The 19,384-nt window shown below is 65.5% G+C and carries 16 protein-coding genes; 14 read left to right on the forward strand and 2 right to left on the reverse strand.

Annotation, left to right across the window (positions count from 1 at the left end):
- The first annotated feature begins 656 nt into the window (after positions 1-656).
- The 5 genes from B0G62_RS31730 (at position 657) to B0G62_RS18105 (ending at position 6,630) form a co-directional block, all read left to right on the forward strand.
- Entirely contained in the window at positions 657-1,331 is a 675-nt protein-coding gene (locus B0G62_RS31730) for a hypothetical protein (protein ID WP_167401303.1), read from the forward strand.
- A gap of 35 nt (positions 1,332-1,366) precedes the next feature.
- On the forward strand, positions 1,367-1,915 hold the full coding sequence (locus B0G62_RS31350; protein ID WP_146055322.1) for a hypothetical protein: 549 nt from the start codon (positions 1,367-1,369) through the stop codon (positions 1,913-1,915).
- 189 nt (positions 1,916-2,104) lie between these two features.
- The gene (locus B0G62_RS18095) at positions 2,105-4,654 is read left to right on the forward strand and encodes an EAL domain-containing protein (RefSeq protein WP_103705591.1); all 2,550 of its coding nucleotides are present in this window, start codon (positions 2,105-2,107) and stop codon (positions 4,652-4,654) included.
- A gap of 22 nt (positions 4,655-4,676) precedes the next feature.
- The gene (locus tag B0G62_RS18100; protein ID WP_144271070.1) at positions 4,677-4,985 is read left to right on the forward strand and encodes a hypothetical protein; all 309 of its coding nucleotides are present in this window, start codon (positions 4,677-4,679) and stop codon (positions 4,983-4,985) included.
- A gap of 13 nt (positions 4,986-4,998) precedes the next feature.
- Entirely contained in the window at positions 4,999-6,630 is a 1,632-nt protein-coding gene (locus tag B0G62_RS18105; RefSeq protein ID WP_103705638.1) for a methyl-accepting chemotaxis protein, read from the forward strand.
- On the opposite strand, the gene yfcF is transcribed toward B0G62_RS18105, so the two are convergent.
- Together yfcF and B0G62_RS18115 are read right to left on the reverse strand one after the other, a co-directional pair.
- The gene (gene yfcF, locus B0G62_RS18110) at positions 6,625-7,275 is read right to left on the reverse strand and encodes a glutathione transferase (protein WP_103705593.1); all 651 of its coding nucleotides are present in this window, start codon (positions 7,273-7,275) and stop codon (positions 6,625-6,627) included. The genes B0G62_RS18105 and yfcF overlap by 6 nt on opposite strands.
- Positions 7,276-7,320: 45 nt before the next feature.
- Entirely contained in the window at positions 7,321-8,244 is a 924-nt protein-coding gene (locus tag B0G62_RS18115) for a LysR family transcriptional regulator (protein WP_103705594.1), read from the reverse strand.
- Between the two features lie 190 nt (positions 8,245-8,434).
- Between B0G62_RS18115 and B0G62_RS18120 the strand changes: the two genes are divergently transcribed.
- The 9 genes from B0G62_RS18120 to B0G62_RS18160 all read left to right on the forward strand — a co-directional run bounded on the left by B0G62_RS18120 (position 8,435) and on the right by B0G62_RS18160 (position 19,152).
- On the forward strand, positions 8,435-9,211 hold the full coding sequence (locus B0G62_RS18120) for an SDR family oxidoreductase (protein WP_103705595.1): 777 nt from the start codon (positions 8,435-8,437) through the stop codon (positions 9,209-9,211).
- A gap of 28 nt (positions 9,212-9,239) precedes the next feature.
- Positions 9,240-10,442, forward strand: coding sequence for a YncE family protein (locus tag B0G62_RS18125; protein ID WP_103705596.1), 1,203 nt, complete (start codon positions 9,240-9,242; stop codon positions 10,440-10,442).
- A gap of 65 nt (positions 10,443-10,507) precedes the next feature.
- On the forward strand, positions 10,508-11,335 hold the full coding sequence (locus B0G62_RS18130) for a shikimate dehydrogenase family protein (RefSeq protein WP_103705597.1): 828 nt from the start codon (positions 10,508-10,510) through the stop codon (positions 11,333-11,335).
- A gap of 101 nt (positions 11,336-11,436) precedes the next feature.
- Positions 11,437-12,843: an MFS transporter gene (locus B0G62_RS18135; RefSeq protein WP_103705639.1), complete on the forward strand. Its 1,407-nt coding sequence runs from the start codon at positions 11,437-11,439 to the stop codon at positions 12,841-12,843.
- A gap of 420 nt (positions 12,844-13,263) precedes the next feature.
- Positions 13,264-13,833, forward strand: coding sequence for a sugar dehydrogenase complex small subunit (locus B0G62_RS18140; RefSeq protein ID WP_244193297.1), 570 nt, complete (start codon positions 13,264-13,266; stop codon positions 13,831-13,833).
- A gap of 28 nt (positions 13,834-13,861) precedes the next feature.
- Positions 13,862-15,511, forward strand: a complete 1,650-nt coding sequence (locus B0G62_RS18145) for a GMC family oxidoreductase (RefSeq protein WP_103705599.1) — start codon at positions 13,862-13,864, stop codon at positions 15,509-15,511.
- Positions 15,512-15,571: 60 nt separating this feature from the next.
- Positions 15,572-16,993: a c-type cytochrome gene (locus tag B0G62_RS18150; RefSeq protein ID WP_167401305.1), complete on the forward strand. Its 1,422-nt coding sequence runs from the start codon at positions 15,572-15,574 to the stop codon at positions 16,991-16,993.
- Positions 16,990-18,210, forward strand: coding sequence for a porin (locus B0G62_RS18155; RefSeq protein ID WP_103705601.1), 1,221 nt, complete (start codon positions 16,990-16,992; stop codon positions 18,208-18,210). Before B0G62_RS18150 ends, B0G62_RS18155 begins: the two co-directional genes overlap by 4 nt.
- Before the next feature lie 135 nt (positions 18,211-18,345).
- On the forward strand, positions 18,346-19,152 hold the full coding sequence (locus tag B0G62_RS18160) for an IclR family transcriptional regulator (RefSeq protein ID WP_103705602.1): 807 nt from the start codon (positions 18,346-18,348) through the stop codon (positions 19,150-19,152).
- The last annotated feature ends 232 nt before the right edge of the window (positions 19,153-19,384 follow it).

A 19,384-nucleotide genomic window follows, 5' to 3' on the forward strand; every position in this document is an offset into this window, starting at 1 on the left:
GACGCGCCGACTCGGCACTTCGGTTCTTTGCATTCCGTTCGAATCGCCATAGCCAGCAAGGCGCATAGCGCTTTCTTTCATAGCTTTCCATGAGACTAAAAAGCGCGAATCGAATTTCGATTCGCGCTTTTTTACTGGCGCAGAACTTGCAAATCTGGTCCGACCGATCCAGCCATATACGGGCACGGCGCTACCGCGTCCCGCCCGGAAAAAAGACCAAGGCGACGCGAGACCACGCGGTATCGGCTATCCAGCAACCGTATAAAGCAAGGCCAATCAGCGGTTTCCCGGGGGCACTGATTACACCTTTGACCAATCAGGTCGCGATTTCATCGCGAAAGGACTAATCATGGCTCCCTTCAAACACACTCTTGTTGCATCGGCGAGCGCTCTTCTTTGGTGGTTGCTTGCTGCTTCGGCGCAAGCCGGAGACGCTACATCGACGGCACCGACGAGTTCCACGATTCAGAGCGGCGGCTGGCCGATCGCGGGCGGCTCCGGGCCGGGCTATGCCTGGGCGGAAGGCACGATCCCAGGCAGTACCAACGGATGGGGATACGCGGGTGGATCGGGCGCGAGTTCGGGGTCGCCGGGTTCGGGCGGCTTCGGGGATGGTGGTTATGGCGGTTATGGAGGTGGCTCCGGCGGTTGGGGGAATGGCGCAGGCGATGGCGGGCAGGGAGGATCGGGCGGCAGCGGAGGCTCGGGCGATGGTGGCCACGGTGGCTGGAGCGGTGGAGGCTCAGGTGACGGTGGCCATGGTGGTTCGGGTGGCACAGGCGGCTCGGGTGGCTCAGGCGGCTCGGGTGGTTCTGGCGATGGTGGCCACGGTGGCTGGAGCGATGGTGGCTCAGGTGACGGCGGCCATGGTGGTTCGGGCGGCGCAGGCGGTTCGGGCGGCACAGGCGGTTCGGGCGGCACAGGTGGCTCGGGTGGTTCAGGCGGTAGCGGAGGCTCGGGCGATGGTGGTCACGGCGGCTGGAGCGGTGGAGGCTCCGGTGACGGTGGCCATGGTGGTTCGGGCGGGTCGGGCGGCTCGGGTGGTTCAGGCGGTAGCGGAGGCTCGGGTGATGGTGGTCACGGCGGCTGGAGCGGTGGCGGCTCCGGTGACGGTGGCCATGGTGGCTCCGGTGGTTCAGGCGGCAGCGGCGGGTCGGGCGATGGTGGCCACGGCGGTTGGTCCGGCGGTGGCACAGGCGAAGGTGGTCATGGCGGAACCGGAAGCTCGGGCGGCACCGGCGGCCACCCAGGCGGCAGCGCGGGCAACCCCGGCAGCACAACAGGCGTCGGCGGCTCCGGCAATGGCAATCAGAGCAGCAGCGGCCTGCTGAGTCCGATCGCGAACCTCATCGTCAATGTCGGCGCCGTGAGCGTACCGATCGTGCCGATTACGATCGGCAACAACAGCGGCAGCGGCAATGGCAACGGTGTCGCGAATGGCTCGTCGGCGGGATCGAAAACCGGTTCGGGCGGCGCCAGCGGTTCGGGCGGCCACACCCCGGGCGGCTTGCTCGCGCCGGTGACGGCCTTGCTCGGCGGCGCGTCGGTGGTGCCGGTGAGCAGCGGTGGCTCGTCGGGTGGCGGCAGCGCCAGCCCGTCGCCGACCAACCTGCTCAGCGGCTTGACTGGCGCGTCGGGCGGCGGATCGTCCGGCGGATCAACCGGGAAGGGCGGCGGCAACAAGAGCGGCGGCTCCTCGACCTCGACGTCCAGCCCGGCCGCGCCGCTGACGAACATCGTCAGCACCTTGACAGGCGCCCTGGGCGGCGCAACGAGTGGAGGCAGCGGCGGTAACAGCAACAGCAGCAGCGGCGCCGCCTCACTGCTCTCGCCGGTGACGAACCTGCTCGGCGGCCTGACAGGCGGGCTGGGCGGCGGCACATCCTCGTCCACGCCCGGCTCGCACAAGCACTAACTCGCCTCCGGGCATCTTCTGGCGGTGAATGACGCCAAGCCGGACCCGAAGCGCATACGCCTTCTGGTCCGGCGTTTCCATTCGCGTCGCCAATCCCCACAACCTTGATCTAGATCATGTAATCCCCGCCGTCCGCCTGCTAAGTTCACCGCATCTCAAAAAGACAACACAAGCGGTACGGGGCGCACCATGCAACACCACACGCTGGACGTCGAAATCGGGCGCCTTCTATCCGGGCCACTGCTCGCCTGCGGTCCCGACGTGACGATCCGCGAAGCCGCACGACTGATGGCCGAGCATCGCTACAGCGCGATCGTCGTCACCGAGGCCGCACGGCCCGTCGGCATCTGGACCGAGCGCGACGCGCTCGCACTGGGCACTGAAGCCGCAGCCGCCACCCGGCCGATCGCCACAGCGATGAGCCAGCCGGTGCGCGCGCTGCCTGCGCACACGCCCGCACGCGAAGCCGCCGCGCTGTTCGCGCGCGAAGGCATCCGGCATTGCCTCGCCGTCGATGACGCGGGCCGTCCGCTCGGCCTCGTCACGCAGACCGATCTCGTCATGAGCCAGGGACCCGAGTGCTTCCTGCGCCTGCGCACGCTCGCCTGCGCGAAGCCGCCGCGTCCCCACTGCGTCGATGCCGATACGCCATTCGCCGCAGCGCTCGCCCAAATGCGCGAGCGCCGCCTGAGCGCGATCGTCGTGCGCGATGCGGACGGCGGCCTCGGCATCCTGACCGAACGCGACGTGGTACGAGCGGTCGCGCAGGGCGCGCTCGACCGGGTCAGCGCGGAAGTGGGCCGCTATGCGAGCCGCCCGCTGCGCTCGCTTGCGCACTCGCGCAGCCTTTACTCGGCGCGCCAGTATCTGATCGAGCATCGCATGCGCCACGTCGGCGTCCTGAGCGAGACGGGCGAACTTACCGGCCTGCTGGGTTTCGCCGATATCCTGCGCGATCTCGAACACGAATACGTACGCGAGCTGCAGGACGCGCTTCGCGAGCGCGACGATGCATTGCTTGCTTCCCGCGCGAGTCTGCGCCTCGCGGATCAGGTCGTGGAATCGACGCTCGACGGCGTGATGATCACCGATCTGTGCGGCAACATCGAGCGCATCAATCCGGCCTTCACACGCCTCACGGGCTATGCGGAGCATGAAGCGGTGGGACGCAATGCGAGCCTGCTGAACTCGGGCCGGCAGGGGGCGGCTTTCTACGCCATGCTGTGGCAAAGCATCGAAGCCACGGGCCATTGGAAAGGCGAGATCTGGAACCGCCGCAAGGACGGCACGATTTTCCTGGAATTCCTCACGATTTCCAGTATCCGCGACGCGCACGGCCGCTGCACGCACTACGCCGCGATCTTCTCGGACATCACGCAGCGCCGCGAAACCGAGGAGCGCCTGAGCTATCTCGCCACCCACGATGCGCTCACGGGCCTCGCCAATCGCACCTTGTTTACCGAGCGCATCGCACTGTCGCTCGCGCGCGCCCGCCGCTCCGGCAAGCGCGTGGCCGTGATGTTTCTCGACCTCGACCGCTTCAAGCTGATCAACGACACGATGGGCCACAGCGTCGGCGACGAGGCGCTCACGGTGATCGCGCGTCGCTTGCGCGATGCGGTGCGAGAGACCGATACGGTCGCACGCCTCGGTGGCGACGAATTCACGCTGCTGATCGAGGATATCGACGACATCCGCCATGTCGGCCGCACTGCGGAGATGCTGTTGGCGACCGTGGCCGCGCCGATCCGCGCCGCCGAGCAGACGCTCTTCGTCACGCCGAGCATCGGCATCAGCATGTTCCCTGATGACGCACAAAGCGCGAAGCAGCTGCTGATGCAGGCCGATCGTGCGATGTACGAGGCCAAGGACGCGGGCAAGAACAACTTCCAGTTTTTCGCCGCACCGATGACTTCGTGCGCGATGGAGCGTATCCAGCTCGAAACGCAATTGCATCGCGCGATCGCCGCGAATGAATTACTGCTGCATTACCAGCCCGAATTCGACGTGAAAACAGGCCGGTTTTCGAACGTGGAGGCGCTGGTGCGCTGGCAGCATCCCCAGCGCGGACTCGTGCCGCCCGATCAATTCATTCCGATTGCGGAGGAGTCCGCATTGATTGTGCCGATCGGCGCCTGGGTGCTGCGCGAGGCGTGCCGCCAGGCGCGTGTGTGGCTTGACGAGGGTTTCGATTTCGGGCGCATCTGCGTGAACCTGTCCGCACGTCAGTGCCTGCACGACGGCTTTTTGCCGCAACTGGCCACCATTCTTGCCGAAACCGGCCTGCCCGCAAGCCGCTTGCAACTCGAACTGGTCGAGAGCATGGCGATGACGTCGACCAACGGCGGCATCGAGGCGCTGTTGCTTGAACTGGCGGCGCGCGGCATCAGCCTCGCGATCGACGATTTCGGCACCGGCTATTCGTCGTTCCGCTATTTGCAGAAGCTGCCGGTGGATACGCTCAAGGTCGATCGCTCTTTTCTTGCGCAGATCGGCGACCCCGCGAGCGGCGATGGCTCCATCGTGCGCGCGATCGTGGCGATGGCGAAGTCGCTGGGCGTGTCGGTGGTGGCGGAAGGCGTGGAAACGCCGCGGCAATTCCAGTTTCTGCGCGAGATCGGCTGCGACCGCGCGCAAGGGTTTTTGCTCGCGCGGCCCGCGCCTTCCGCGAAAATGCCGCGCACGCTGCCCGTGTTCGAGAACGCCTGCGATTCGCATGCAATGACGAATGTTTCGTAATCCTGTTTATCTGGAGAGTGACGTGAACACTCACGATGAGATGCTGCTGCGATCGATGACGGCGCTCGTCAGTTCGCACGGCAAGGCCATTTCGCGTTTCGGCGCGAGCGTGGTCGTGATGAGCAAATTCGCCGAGGCCGTACTGCCGCAACTGTCGGCCGCGCAGATCGAATGCACCATCGAGGCGTTTCGCGTGCTGATGGACGATGCGCTCGACGTTGCGGACGACACCGACAAGACCGTGCTGCCGGGCGACTACCGCGCCACGCTGGTCGAACAGAGCAATATGTTGCTGAACCGGCTCGGCGGCAATGCTGCTGCGCCGCGTTGAAAGTGGAGACGTGATGCGCAATCTGACGATTCGAAACGGGCTGCTGGCGGTGCTTTGCACCTTCGCGGCAATGCTCGTGGTGGGCGCCGCGGTGGGCGTGCTGATGATCGGACGCGCCGACGACGCGGCCCATCGTGTGCACGAAGCCGCGCGCGCGTCCGCGCTCGCCGACGCCTTGGGTCGCGACGCGGCACAGGCGCAAGCGGCGCTCGCGCGTGCCTACGCCGCGCTCAAGGAGCAAGGCGATACGGCGGCGCGCGACGGCGCGCTGACCGAGGCGCGCAATCTGATCGCGCAGGCCTCGCATGAAGGCGACGCACTGCGCGCAGCCAGCAAGGCGCAGACCCACGCGCACAATGCGGCCGTGATCGAAACGCAGTCGACCCTCGCCGCGAGCCTGCAAAGCGCCGCCGAAGCGCTCGAACGGGGCGACACGGCAGCCTATGCGACGCTCGCGGGCGGCGACATCGCGCGTGCGGGCACACAACTGAACGCCGATATCGCCGCATTCCATACCGATGCGGACGCAACGGTTGACGCCACGCTCGCGCAAGGCGCGCGCGAGCACGATTGGGTCATGGCGATGGTGGCGATCGGCCTCGCCGGTGCGCTTGCGCTCGTCGTCGTGACGCATCTCGCGCTGCGCCGCCTCGTGACCGCGCCGCTCGCCGTCGCGGTCGAAGCGCTCAACCAGATCGCCGCCAACGATCTCGCGGTGCCCATCGCGCCGGGCGGGCGCAACGAAATCGGCCAGTTGCTCGACGCCATGCGCCGCATGCAGGACGGTCTGACGCAGACGGTGCGCAACGTGCGCACGTGCTGCGATGCGATCAACACGGGCGCGCGCGAAATCGCGGCGGGCAATCTCGATCTGTCGAGCCGCACCGAGCAGCAGTCCGCCTCGCTCGAACAGACGGCGGCGAGCACCGAGCAACTGACCGCCACGGTGCGCCAGAACGCCGACCACGCCAATCAGGCGAGCGCGCTGGCAGCGGGCGCCGCCGACGTCGCGCAGCGCGGCGGGCGCGTGGTGGAAGAGGCGGTGGAGACGATGGAGGCCATCACGCGCAGCTCGGACAAGATCGCCGATATCACCGGCATCATCGACGGCATCGCATTTCAGACCAATATCCTTGCGCTCAATGCCTCGGTCGAGGCGGCGCGCGCGGGCGAGCAGGGGCGCGGCTTCGCGGTCGTGGCGGGCGAGGTGCGGATGCTCGCGCAACGCAGCGCGGCGGCGGCGCGCGAGATCAAGTCGCTGATCGACGCATCGGTGAAGGATGTGCACGGCGGCCGGGCGCGCGTGAGCGAAGCGGGCGAGACGATGGCCGAAATCGTTCAGTCGATCGAGAAGGTCTCGGGCTTGATGAAAGAGATTGCGTCCGCAACGGTCGAGCAGAGCGCCGGCATCGAACAGGTCGAGCAGGCGGTGAGCCAGATGGATCAGGTCACGCAGCAGAATGCGGCGCTCGTGGAACAGGCCGCTGCTGCGGCTGGCTCGCTCGAACAGCAGGCGAGCCTGATGGCGGAGGCCGTTGCGACTTTCCGGCTGCGGCCGCCGGGCACGGTCGAGAAGATTCGCGAGACCTTGGGCGGCGAGGGCGCTGCGCTTAATGGATTTGTGCCCGGCGCGGCGGCTTTATAGCGCGATATCGACATAGCGCGGCGGTCGCTCCAGCGCCAGCCAGCGCTGTACCGTGGGGCGCTGCCACTGATGACGCGCGTAGTCGGCGAGCAGGGGCGGCACCGCATCGCCGTTTAGCACGAGGCGGTTGAGCATCAACGCGAGATCGACATCGGCGATACACCACGCGCCGAACAGATTCGGCTGGCCGTGGGACAAAAGCGCCTCGGATGCCGCAAAGAGTTTGCGCGCGGCGTCCTGCGCGGCGGGGGAAAGCGGCGCATCGACGGGGCCGTAGAACACCACCTCGGTCGAGCGCTCAACGCGGATCGGCACCAGATCGCTGCGCAGCCATGCCTGCACCTGGCGCGAACGCGCGCGCTTGCGCCGGTCTTCCGGGTAGAGCGCGGGCTCGGGAAAGGCCTCGTCGAGATACTCCGTGATCGCCGACGATTCGGACAGCGCGAAGCCGTCGTGAATCAGCGTGGGCACGCGTTGCGTGAGCGACGTCGCCGCGAAATCCGGCGCTCGGTTGGCCTGTTTGTCCAGATCGACGGTGTGCAGGGTGAAGGGCAGCGACTTCTCGTGCAGCGCGACGAACACGGACATCGCGTAAGGGCTGGCGTATTGCGCGTCGGCGTAGAGTTCGAGTTTCGGCTGGGACAAAACGGTCTCCGTTGGGCGTGGCGCGATCGGCCACGGCCGTTCATATTACGCCACGCTCTTCGACGGCGAGGAATCGTCTGCTGCCTGCACTTCCTGTGCACACTCTTCCATCACTTGCGCAAAAACGCGCTTGGCCGGGGTATCGAGATCGCGCCACGCGAGCCCGATGCCGGTGCGATGATCGCGCAGATCCAGCGGTCGCGCGACCACCTTGGGCGGCAGCGCCATGGCCGCATGTTGCGGAATCACGCCGATGCCAAGACCCGCCGAAATCAGCGCGAGCATGGTCGTGTACTCGCCCAGTTCCGCCGCGATTTCCAGCGAGACGCGTTGCTGGCGAAACGCCACCAGCATCTCGTCATACAGGCCCGGCGCGTAGCGGCGCGCCAGCACAAAGGCCGGATGGCCGCGCAGATCGGCGGGGCGGATCTGGGCCTTGCGCGCGAGCGTGTGATGCTCAGGCACGGCCACCACGAAGCGCTCTTCCATGACGACACGAATCTCCACGCCCGCGCCACTCACCGGCAGACGGATCAGGCCGAAATCGAGCTTGCCGTCGTGCAGCGCCGCGATCTGCACGGGTGTGGGCATGTCCTTGAGTTCGAGCGCGATCATCGGGTAGCGAGCGTGCATGCGCCGCATCAATTCGGGCAGCAGACGCGGCAACACCGACGAGACGAAGGCCACGCGCAGCGTGCCGATCTCACCGCGCGCCGAAAGACGCGCCGTCTGCTCTGCGCGCGCGGCCTGATGGAGCGTCGCGCGCGCCTCGGGCAGAAAGACCGCGCCGGTGTCGCTCAACGCCACGCGATGACGGTCGCGCTCGAACAGGCGCACGCCCAGGTCTGCTTCGAGCGCCTTGATCTGCATGCTCAGGGCGGGCTGCACGATGCACAGACGCTCGGCGGCGCGCCCGAAATGCAGTTCTTCCGCTAGCGCCACGAAGGCGCGCAAGTGTTTGAGTTCCATGGTGACGGTCGTGAATTTCGGCTCGGTTATCACGCTTCATGATAACAAGGTCACGAAAGACTATTGGCGCAAGCGCCCAGAATACGGTCAACTGCCGAGGAATACACCGAAGCCACGCGCAACGCGAGGCTGGCGGTAACGGGCTGTAGTCTGAAGCCGCCCGCCCGGCAGCCGCGCGACGCACACGACAATGACGAACGAGACACTCCGCCTGTTCGGCCTGCACGGCCGCCGCGCTCTGGTAACAGGCTCCGGGCGAGGCATTGGCCTTGCACTCGCCGGCGGCCTCGCGCGTGCCGGCGCCGCCCTGGTTATCAACGGACGCAATGAAGCGCAGGCCGCCGAAGTGGCCGCTCGTTTGCGCGACGAAGGTTTCGACGCCGATATCGCCGTGTTTGACGTTGCCGACGCCGACGCAGTCACGCGCTCCATTGATGCCGTCGAGGCGAACCTCGGCCCCATCGACATTCTTGTGAACAACGCCGGCATCCAGCGCCGCGCGCCACTCGACCAGTTCGCCGCGAGTGACTGGAACGCATTGATGCGCGTGAATCTGGATGGCGTTTTCCATGTTTCGCAGGCCGTCGCGCGCCATATGCTTGCGCGCAAACGCGGCAAGATCGTCAATATCAGTTCGGTGCAGAGCGCGCTGGCGCGGCCCACCATCGCGCCTTACGCCGCCTCGAAGGGCGCGCTGCGGATGCTCACACAAGGCATGTGCGCCGATTGGGCGCGCCACGGCATTCAGATCAATGCGCTGGCGCCGGGTTACTTCGCGACCGACCTCAACCGCGCGCTAGTGGACGATCCCGAGTTCAGCGAGTGGCTATGCAAGCGCACGCCCGCAGGCCGCTGGGGCCGCGTCGAAGAGTTGTGCGGGGCGGCCGTGTTTCTGGCTTCCGACGCGTCGAACTTCGTGAACGGGCAGACGCTTTTCGTGGACGGTGGACTCACGAGCGTGGTGTGACGCGACCCCGTAAATCAAGGATCAAATAATGAAGTCAACCTCAGGCACTCCTTCTACATCGCTGCGCGTGCTCGCGGGCCTCACGCTTGCGACGGCGTTCGGCGCGGCGGTCCATGCCGCGCAAGCGGCCGACTGGATCGTCTCCGGCAATGACGGCAAATATCAGCGCGTGGAAGGACGCGACACGTACCTGACGAATCCGCCGCCCGACACGCTCACGCTGCTCGACGCGAGCTATTTCCCGCCGCAGGTCAAGGCGACGGTGGAAGTCGAAAACGGCATTCAAGGGCCGCCGCAGGCCGTGGCCGTGACGCCGGACGGCGCGCTCGCTTTGGTGGCCGCGCCCACGCGTTACGACGAAGCGGCGAAGAAACTCGTCATGGACCCTTTCCTGCAAGTGGTCGATCTGCACGCCACGCCGCCTGCTGTCACGCGTGTCGATCTGGGTATGCATCCTCAAGGCATCGCGATCGATCGCAGCGGGCATCTGGCGCTCGTGACCGGCGTGGATGGCCGCGTGGCGGTGGTGCAGATCGATGGTAATAGCGCCAGGATCGTCGACTGGCTCAAGCTCGGCGAAAAGCGTCTTGCGGGCGTGAGCTTCACGCACGATGGCCGGCATGCGCTGGTGTCGCTGCGCGACGAGCAGGGCGTGGCCGTGCTGGACGTGAACGATGGTCACGTGAGCGACACGGGCGTGCGCCTTTCGTCGGGCGTGGCGCCGTACACCATCGACGTATCGAGCGACGGCAAATGGGCCGTGGTGAGCGACGTGGGCCTGGCGGGCCTGCCCAACTATGCCGGCAAACTGGCGGGCGACGCGGACGCCATCACGCTTATCGACGTCTCGCACGAGCCGTTCCGCGCGGTGCAGCATCTCACGGTGCCGTCGCTGCCCGAGGGCGTGGCCATTTCACCCGATGGCCGCTGGATCGGCGTGCAGGCGATGGACGGTTCGAACCTCACCCCGGACAACCCGGGCCGCCATGCGCGCGGCAAGGTCGTGCTGTTCGAGATCCGCAACGGCGTGGCGCATCAGGTTTCTGAAGCGCCGGGAGGCGAGGCCGCGCAAGGCATCGTCTTCACGGCGGACAGCAAATATCTGATCGTGCAGTTCAACGTCGAGCATCAGTTGGCGCTCTACGCGGTCAACGGCGGTCACTTGCGCGACACCGGCAGGCGTATCGAGATCAAGGGCGGCCCGTCCTCGTTGCGCACGACGCCGCGATAAATAAGCAAAAAAATAACAATCAAGATAACTAACTTCTAGCCATTCCGATTCTCATACTGTCGATCATGCCTCATTCGATACCTACGCTTTGCGGCTCGCTCGCGGGCCAGCCGTTCACCTTCAACGTCAAGGTGCACAACGCCGCCTATCGCGAACTGGGCCTCGACTACACCTTCGTGAGCTTTGGCGTCGAGGACGCGCCGCTGGCGGTCCAGGCCATCCGCACGCTCGGCATTCGCGGCATGAACGTGACGATGCCGCACAAGCAGGCCGTGATTCCCTATCTGGACGCGCTTGACGAGACGGCACGCGAGATCGGTGCGGTGAATACCATCGATAATCGATCGGGACAACTGACTGGTTACAACACCGATTGCGTGGGCGCGGTGCGCGCGCTCGAAGAAGTCACCACCTTGCCCGGCAAACGTATCGCCCTGCTGGGCGCGGGCGGCGCGGCACGCGCGATCGCGTGGGGCGCACGCCGGGCCGGTGCGAGCGTGACCGTGTTCAATCGCACGGCCGAACGCGGCCGCGCGTTGGCCGAGGATTTCGGGCTGCGCTTTGGCGGGGCGCTGGCGGACTTCGATCCGCACGCGTTCGACGGGGTGGTCAACGCAACGGCCGCGGGTTTTCGCGCGCCCGATGCGAGCCCGTTGACGCCGCATCAGCTCGCATCGCATCTCTTCGTGATGGACGCGGCGTTTTTGCCGGTGCGCACGCGCCTGATTCGCGACGCCGACGAAGCGGGCTGCGCGAGCGTCGACGGCACGCGCATGCTGCTGCATCAATTCTGCGGGCAGATCGAGCTTTATACCGATCAACCCGCACCGTTCGAAGCCATGCGTACGGCGCTGCTCGACGAGATCGAGCGCGTGACACGCAACGCCGCGTAGCCGGTTCACGTGTCCGGTAGCCCGCGTCAGACGGGCGCTGGAGGGGCAAGCCAATAACGGCGCCGCCTGCATGCACAGGAGTTGAAATGGAAGGAGACGACATGAAGCAGCAATCGATTGCCATTAGCGCCGCCGCGCCGCGTGCAGATGAACGCACCCGCGAACATACCGGCGCCGATGCCGCGCAGGCGAAGGTGACCTCGGCGGACCTCTACCGCGCAGCCTGGGCCGCCTCGATCGGCAGCGCGCTGGAGTACTACGACTTCGCGCTCTACAACCTGGCTTCCGCGCTGATCTTCGGCCCGTTGTTCTTTCCGTCGAGTGATCCCGCGCTGGGGCTGATCGCGAGCTTCGGCGCGTATTTCATCGGCTTCGCGATCCGGCCCGTGGGCGGCATCCTGTTCGGCGCGCTGGGCGATCGCTATGGGCGCAAGTTCGTGCTGATGGCCACCATCCTGCTGATGGGCGTGGCGAGCACGCTGATCGGCGTGCTGCCGACCTACGCGAGCGTGGGCATCTGGGCGCCGATCCTGCTGGTCGGCTGCCGCCTGCTGCAAGGCCTGGGCGCCGGCGCGGAGCAGGCTGGCGCCGCCGTGCTGATGGCCGAATTCGCGCCGCCCCGACGGCGCGGTTATTTCGCGGCGCTGCCGTTCATGGGCGTGCTGCTGGGCACCGTAATGGCTGCGGCCATCTACTTCGCCCTCGTGCGCGTCGAGGATCTCTCGCAGACGCAGCTCTGGCGCGTGCCTTTCCTGCTGAGCGCCGTCATCATCGCGGTGGCCGTATGGATCCGGCTGCGTCTGCGCGAATCGCCGTCATTCGCGCGGCTTGAGGCGCGCAAACAGATCAAGGAAAGCCCGCTGCGTCATCTGCTGCGCAGCTCGAAACCGACCGTGCTGAAGGTGATCGGCCTGCGTATGGCCGAGAACGGCGGATCGTCGATCTATCAGTCGCTTGCGATCAGCTATATCGCCACGGCGACGGGGCTAAAAGGGCAGATCGGGCCGCTCGCGCTGCTGTTCGCGGGGGCCTCCGGTGCGATCGTGATTCCACTGGCAGGACTGCTTAGCGATCGTATCGGGCGGGTGCATACGTACCGTATTTTCGCGGTCTATCAGCTGCTTCTGGCGTTTCCTACGTGGTGGGTGCTCAGTCTCGGCAACGCCACGGCCAGCATCGTCATGCTGTGCGTGACGCTCGCCGGTGTCTGGGGCATGTTCGCTACGCAAGGCGCGCTGCTGCCGGAACTGTTCGGCGCGCAGCATCGCTATGCAGGCGTGGCGGTGGGGCGGGAGTTGTCGGCGGTGGTGGCGGGCGGCATCGCTCCGCTCGTGGGGGCGTCGATCATCGCCTGGGCGACGACGCACTGGGGTGCGGGGCACGGCACCGTTCTCGCGTGGATTCCGCTCGCAAGTTATGTGGCAGTGCTAAGTCTGGTCGGCGTGGTGACGACATTCCATATCCCCGAAACACGCGGACGCAATCTCGACGATCTTAACGACGCCTGAAATTCGCGCTGGCGTTCCCATTACGTCGTACGACGGCGGCCATCGAGGCCGCCGTTTTTCATTTCTCACGTGCGCTCGCGCGTGTTCGATTCCCTTTCCATTCCGTCGAATCTGTCCCCTTAAAATTCTTCACGTGGAGATTTATTGCAAATTCTGCAATTCTGCTGTGCTTGACGATTCAATGGAACCGGTTCCATAATTCGCGCCACGTCGGGTCGTCGCACGTCCTCGGCCGTGAACGGCCCGGTCGGAGCGGATTCGCGCTCGATCGGGGTCTTGCTGGAGTAGCGCCACATGGCGTCGGGCCATGCGCGCAGAGCCGCGTAATCATTCAGAAAAATGCAAAAGATCAACCCGCAACACGCTGGCGATGCTGCCCGCGGCGCGCAGGAAGCACCTTCCAGCGTCAGGCGTCGCACCGTGCTCAAAACGCTAGTGGCAGCCCTCACGCACGCCGGCTTTCTCGCTGTGGCGCCACGCGCCTTCGCGGGCGCGCCGTTCACCGCCCAGGATTTCGTCGCGGTTTCTCAGGCACTCACCGGGCACCGGAATCTGGACGCGGGCATCGGCGCGCGGCTCTTCAGCGCGCTCAGCGGCGCCGACCGTGGCTTCGCGGCACGCGGCGCCGAACTGGCGAAGCGCATCCGGCCAGGCCAGACGCCGCAGCAACTGCTCGCGGCCGCCGACGAAGCGAATCTGCGCGACACCGCGCTCGCCATCGTCACGGCCTGGTACACGGGCACCGTGGGCCACGGCACGAAAGCCGTGATGGTGACCTACGCGAACGCGCTTATGTACGGCACGGTCGGCGACGGCATGAGTCCGCCCACCTACTGCGCGAACGGACCACTCTGGTGGATTGCGGAACCGCCGCCCGCCGACGTCACCTCGCCCGCCGTTGCCGCAGCCGCACGCCGCGCAAAAGCGCCAACACAAGCGCCAAAACAAGCGGCAACGCAAGCCGCAACACCCGCCCACCGATCCGCCTGAGAGTCCGCGCAGGGACTCGCCCCCACACATGAAAACACCCGTATTTGAAGCAAATGGCGATGTCACGGCCGATGTCGTGATCGTCGGTTCCGGCGTGGTCGGCGCGTTGATTGCCGATCAACTCGTGAGCGAAGGCCATTCCGTGCTGATGCTCGAAGCCGGCCTGCGCATCGAGCGCGCCCAGGCCGTCGAGAACTGGCGCAACATGCCGTTCGACAACCGCGTCGGCTCCGATTTTCAGGGCCTCTATCCGCAGGCCGAGCACGCGCCCGCGCCGCTGTACTTCCCGAAGAACGACTACGTGGGCCTGAGCGGGCCGGACGGCAACAGCTTCCAGCAGGGCTATCTGCGCACGGTGGGCGGCACGACCTGGCACTGGGCCGCCTCGTGCTGGCGTCATCTGCCGGTGGACTTCCGCATGCAATCGACTTATGGCGTAGGCCGCGACTGGCCGATCGCCTACGCGGAACTCGAGCCGTACTACTGCCGCGCCGAGGAAGAACTGGGTGTGGCCGGCCCGAACGATCCGTCGATGCAGTCGCCAACCGAGCGCAGCCGCCCCTATCCGATGGACATGGTCCCGTGGGGCCACGGCGACAAGCGTTTCGCCGAAATCGTCAATGCTCACGGCTATCACTCGATTCCGATTCCGCAGGCACGCAGCACGCGTCCGTGGAACGGCCGCCCGACTTGTTGCGGCAACAACAATTGCCAGCCGATCTGCCCGATCGGCGCGATGTACAACGGCATCCATCATGTCCAGCGCGCGGAGCACAAGGGCGCGCATGTGCTTGCGGAATCGGTGGTCTATCGCATCGACACCGATGCGAATAACCGCATCACGGCGGTGCACTGGTACGACAAGGCGCACAAGTCGCACAAGGCCAGCGGCAAGCGCTTCGTGCTGGCCTGTAACGGCATCGAAACGCCTCGCCTGCTGCTGCTCGCCGCCAACGAACGCAATCCCAACGGCATGGCGAACTCGTCGGATCAGGTGGGCCGCAACATGATGGACCACTCGGGCTTTCACTGCACCTTCCTCGCCAACGAACCAATGTGGCTGGGCCGTGGCCCTGCGCAAAGCAGCTGTATCGTCGGCCCGCGCGACGGCGACTTCCGTGGCCAGTACTCGGCGAACAAGATGATTCTCAACAACATCTCGCGCGTCGGACCGGCTACGCAGCAGGCGCTCAAGCTGGGACTCATTGGGCGCGAACTCGATGACGAAATCCGCCGCCGCGCGATCTATGGCGTCGATCTCTCGATCAGCCTGGAGCCGCTGCCCGATCCCAACAACCGGCTCACGCTGAGCAAGACGCGCATGGACCCGCATGGCCTTGCGTGTCCGGATATCCACTATGACGTGGGCGATTACGTGCGCAAGGGCGCCGAGGCGGCGCACAAGCAACTCGAACACATCGGCAGCCTGTTCAATGCGGTGGAATTCAACATCACGACCTCGCTCAACGCGAACAACCACATCATGGGCGGCACCATCATGGGTGCGAGCGCGAAGGACTCGGTCGTCGACGGCGACTGCCGCGCGCACGATCACGACAACCTCTGGCTGCCGGGCGGCGGCGCGATGCCATCGGCTTCGGTCGTGAACACGACGCTGTCGATGGCGGCGCTCGCCCTCAAGGCAGCCGATTCGATCTCGGCCAGCATGAAGGGATGAGTCATGAGGATTGCTGACCGAATTGCAGATCGCACGAAATCTGGATTTGCGGCGTTGCTGATGATGGGCGCGGCGCAGTTCGCATTCGCTCAGGTGCCGCGGACTATCGACGCCGATCCGGCGCTTGTCGCCAGGGGCCACCAGCTTGCCGTCGCGGCGGACTGCATGGCCTGCCACACCGCCGTCAACGGCGGCAAGCCATTCGCGGGCGGTTACGGCATCGCCTCGCCGATGGGCACGATCTATTCGAGCAACATCACGCCTTCAAAGAAGGCGGGCATTGGCAGCTATACGGAGGCGCAGTTCGCGCGCGCGTTGCGCGAGGGCGTGCGCGCGGACGGCGCGCATCTCTATCCGGCCATGCCCTATACCTCGTACACGGGCTTGAGCGACGACGACGTTCACGCGCTCTACGCCTACTTCATGCACGGCGTCGCTCCCGTGGACGAATCCGCCCCGCAAACGAAGCTGCCGTTTCCGTTCGGCGTGCGTGCGTCGATGGCGCTCTGGAACACGCTCTATCTGCGCGAGCGCCGCTTCGAACCCGATCCGAACCATGACGCGCAATGGAACCACGGCGCGTATCTGGCGAACGTGCTCGCGCACTGCAGCGCCTGCCATACGCCGCGCAACTTCATGATGGCCGAAGACGCGAAGCAGGATCTGGGCGGCGCGCAACTGGGACCGTGGTACGCGCCGAACATCACCTCGGATGCGGTGAGCGGGATCGGTGCGTGGAGCGACGCGGAACTCGTGAGCTACCTGAAAACGGGCCGCGCGCCCGGCAAGAATCAGGCAGCGGGACCGATGGCCGAAGCTGTGCAGAACAGCCTGCAATATCTCTCCGACGACGATCTCGCGGCGATCGTCGTGTATCTGCGCGGCACCAAGCCGATCCGCGATGCGCGCGAGACGAAGCCAGCGTTCGCGCACGGCGCATCGGCGAGCGTCGAGACTGGCCTGCGCGGCATGCAGCCGTCGAACGCCAACGGCACGCTGAGCACCGGCGCTGCGCTCTTCAGTGGCTATTGCGCCAGTTGCCATCGCGTGGACGGAACGGGCAGCCCGAGCCAGGCTTATCCATCGCTTTCGGCCAATACGGCGACCGGCTCGCTCAATCCGTCGAATCTCATCGCGGCGATGCTCTACGGCGTGGATCGTGAAGCGGGCGGTCAGCATGTGCTGATGCCGAATTTTGGCGAGGACTCCTACGTTCAGCCGCTTGGCGACGATCAGATCGCGTCGATTGCGAATTACGTGCTCGCGCAATACGGCAATGCCGATGTCCATGTCTCGGTTGAAGATGTCGTCGAAGCGCGCAATGGCGGTCCGCGTCCGCTGCTCGCGCGTCTTCAGCCGGTGATGGTGCCCGGCATCATCGTCGCGGCGTTGCTCGTCATCGGTCTGGTGGTCGCTTTCGTGCGACGTGCCCGCCGCCGTGCGCTGGCATCTGTTGCGACGATCAAGACCGAAAAAGTATGACCGCCTTTGAAACCGGCACGCGCAGACTCGCCACGCTTGCGGTATTCGGCGGCGCGGTCGCCTTTTCAGGGGCCGCCGCCGCGCAAGGCAGCATCACGCTGTCGGGCATCGTCGATGGTGGCTTCGGCTATAGCAGTAATGTGCGCGTCGCGCAGTCGGCGGGCGCGGCGGGAGCGCCCGCCGACTACGTGGGCCGCCCGAGCTATGGTTTCCAGAGCGGCACCTGGAATGGCGACCGCTGGCGCCTGATCGGCGCCGAGGACCTGGGCGCGGGCCGCAAGGCGCTGTTTTACTTTGAAAACGGCTTCAATCTGGGTACGGGCGCGGCGGGGCAGAGCGCTCGTCTGTTCGGTCGGCAATCGTGGATGGGCATCGCCGATGAACGACTCGGTACGCTTACGCTGGGACGCCAGTACGACGCCATTGTCGATATGGTCGGCGCGATCGGTCCCACCAGTTTCCTCACGGGCATGGCCGCGCATCCGGGCGATATCGACAACGTCGATAACAATGCGCGCATCAACAGCTCGATCAAGTACGCCAGTCCACGTCGTTATGGTCTGCAATTCGAGGCAGTTTATGGCTTTGGCGGTGAGGCGGGCAGCGTCGCGGCGCGCAACGCGTGGAGCGTCGGGCTGGCGTATCGCGAAGGCCCGCTCAATCTTGCCGCCGCATATTTGCATGCCAATAGCGATTCGGCGCAGGGCGCGTGGAACGGGATTTACGACGGCTACTATTCGTCGTCGATCAACGAAGGCTTTGCGTCTGCCGCGCGGCTCGATGTGTTCGCTGCTGCGATGACGTATCGCTATCGTGCGCTGACGGCCGGGCTCAACTGGAGTCACGCGCGCTACGACGCGGGCGCGGGGTCGTTGTTCGCGGGCAGCGCGATCTTCGATACGGTGCAGGCGACGTTGAGCTGGCAGGCAACGGCTGCGCTGCGCCTGGCGGGCGGTTACGGCTACACGCACCGCAGTTCGGTAAGCGATGCCGATAGCGCGCAGTATCACGAGTTCAATCTGTCCGTGTTCTACGCGCTGAGCAAACGCACGTGGCTCTATGGGCTCGTGGGCTATCAGCAGGCCAGTGGGGCCACGCTCGATGCCTGGGGCAATCCCGTGGCGGCGACCGCGTCACTGGGCGATGTATCGAACGGCGCGTCGTCGGCGAACGGGCGGCAGGTCGTGGCGCGGCTGGGTTTGAGGCAGTTGTTCTGAGTACGCCTTGCTGAACGCCTTGCCAAAGTTAGGGTCCCCCACCCATTGACGCCGCCTGGCGATTTTGCGATACAGAATATAATTCCGCCGACCAACCGCCCGCGGTGAACCGCGCATCCTATTCCTACTATCGCAATGTCTGATACTGCGCAGAAGCCGGCCCGAGCAAGCGCCCACAAGGAAGATCGCCATTTCGTCACCGCGCTTGCGCGCGGGCTAGACGTCCTCGCGTGCTTTCGCGGCGGCGACACGACCCTGACCAATCAGGAAATCGCCCAGCGCTGCAAGCTGCCGAGATCGACGGTTTCGCGGCTGACGATGACGCTGACCAGGCTGGGCTACCTCATCCATCTGGAAGACACCGGACGCTATCGCCTGGGCACGGCCTGTCTCGCGCTGGGCAGTTCGATGCTCGCCAGGCTCGACGTGCGCAAGCTCGCGCGGCCCATGATGCAGGAGCTTTCCGAGTTTTCAGGCGGCACGGTGTCGCTCGGCGTGCGCGACCGCCTGTCGATGTTGTATATCGAAAGCTGCCGCAGCACGGCGGCGTTGGCGCTCACGCTCGATGTGGGTTCGCGCATTCCGCTCGCCACTTCCGCGATCGGGCGTGCGTGGCTCGCCGCTGTGCCCGAGCGCGAGCGGGAGGACGTGATGGAACAGATTCGCGAACTCGACGACGTGGCGTGGCCCGGCGTTCGGCGCGGCATCGAGCAGGGCGTGAGCGATCATGCGGAACTGGGCGTGACCTGCTCGTTTGGCGAATGGCAGAAGGACGTGAACGGCATCGCACGCGCGTTCGAACCGGGCGGCGGCTTGCCCGTCATGGCGATCAATATAGGTGGACCTTCCTTTTCGCTTACACAGAAGTTTCTGCTCGACGAAGTGAAACCACGGTTGTTGCAGATGATCGCTCAACTCGAAGCGGCGATCGCGGGTCAATAAAGACGAAGGCGCGGCAGCTTGCTCGCGCCTTTTCATTTGCGAAAAATATTTCGGCATCCAAATTGAAATGGGTGGGATTCCCCTTTTTGAGCGGGGAATTCCGCGCGCCATATCATGCCGCGCGAATCGCGCCGGAAGAATCCTGGCGTTCAAGCCCCACCACTGGCCAGTGGGGTTTTTCCTGATCTGTTGAACCGAATCGGCGCTTTACACCGCCGCAGACTCCGCGTTA

Source organism: Paraburkholderia eburnea (genome assembly GCF_002917095.1).
GTDB classification, from domain to species: Bacteria; Pseudomonadota; Gammaproteobacteria; order Burkholderiales; family Burkholderiaceae; genus Paraburkholderia; species Paraburkholderia eburnea.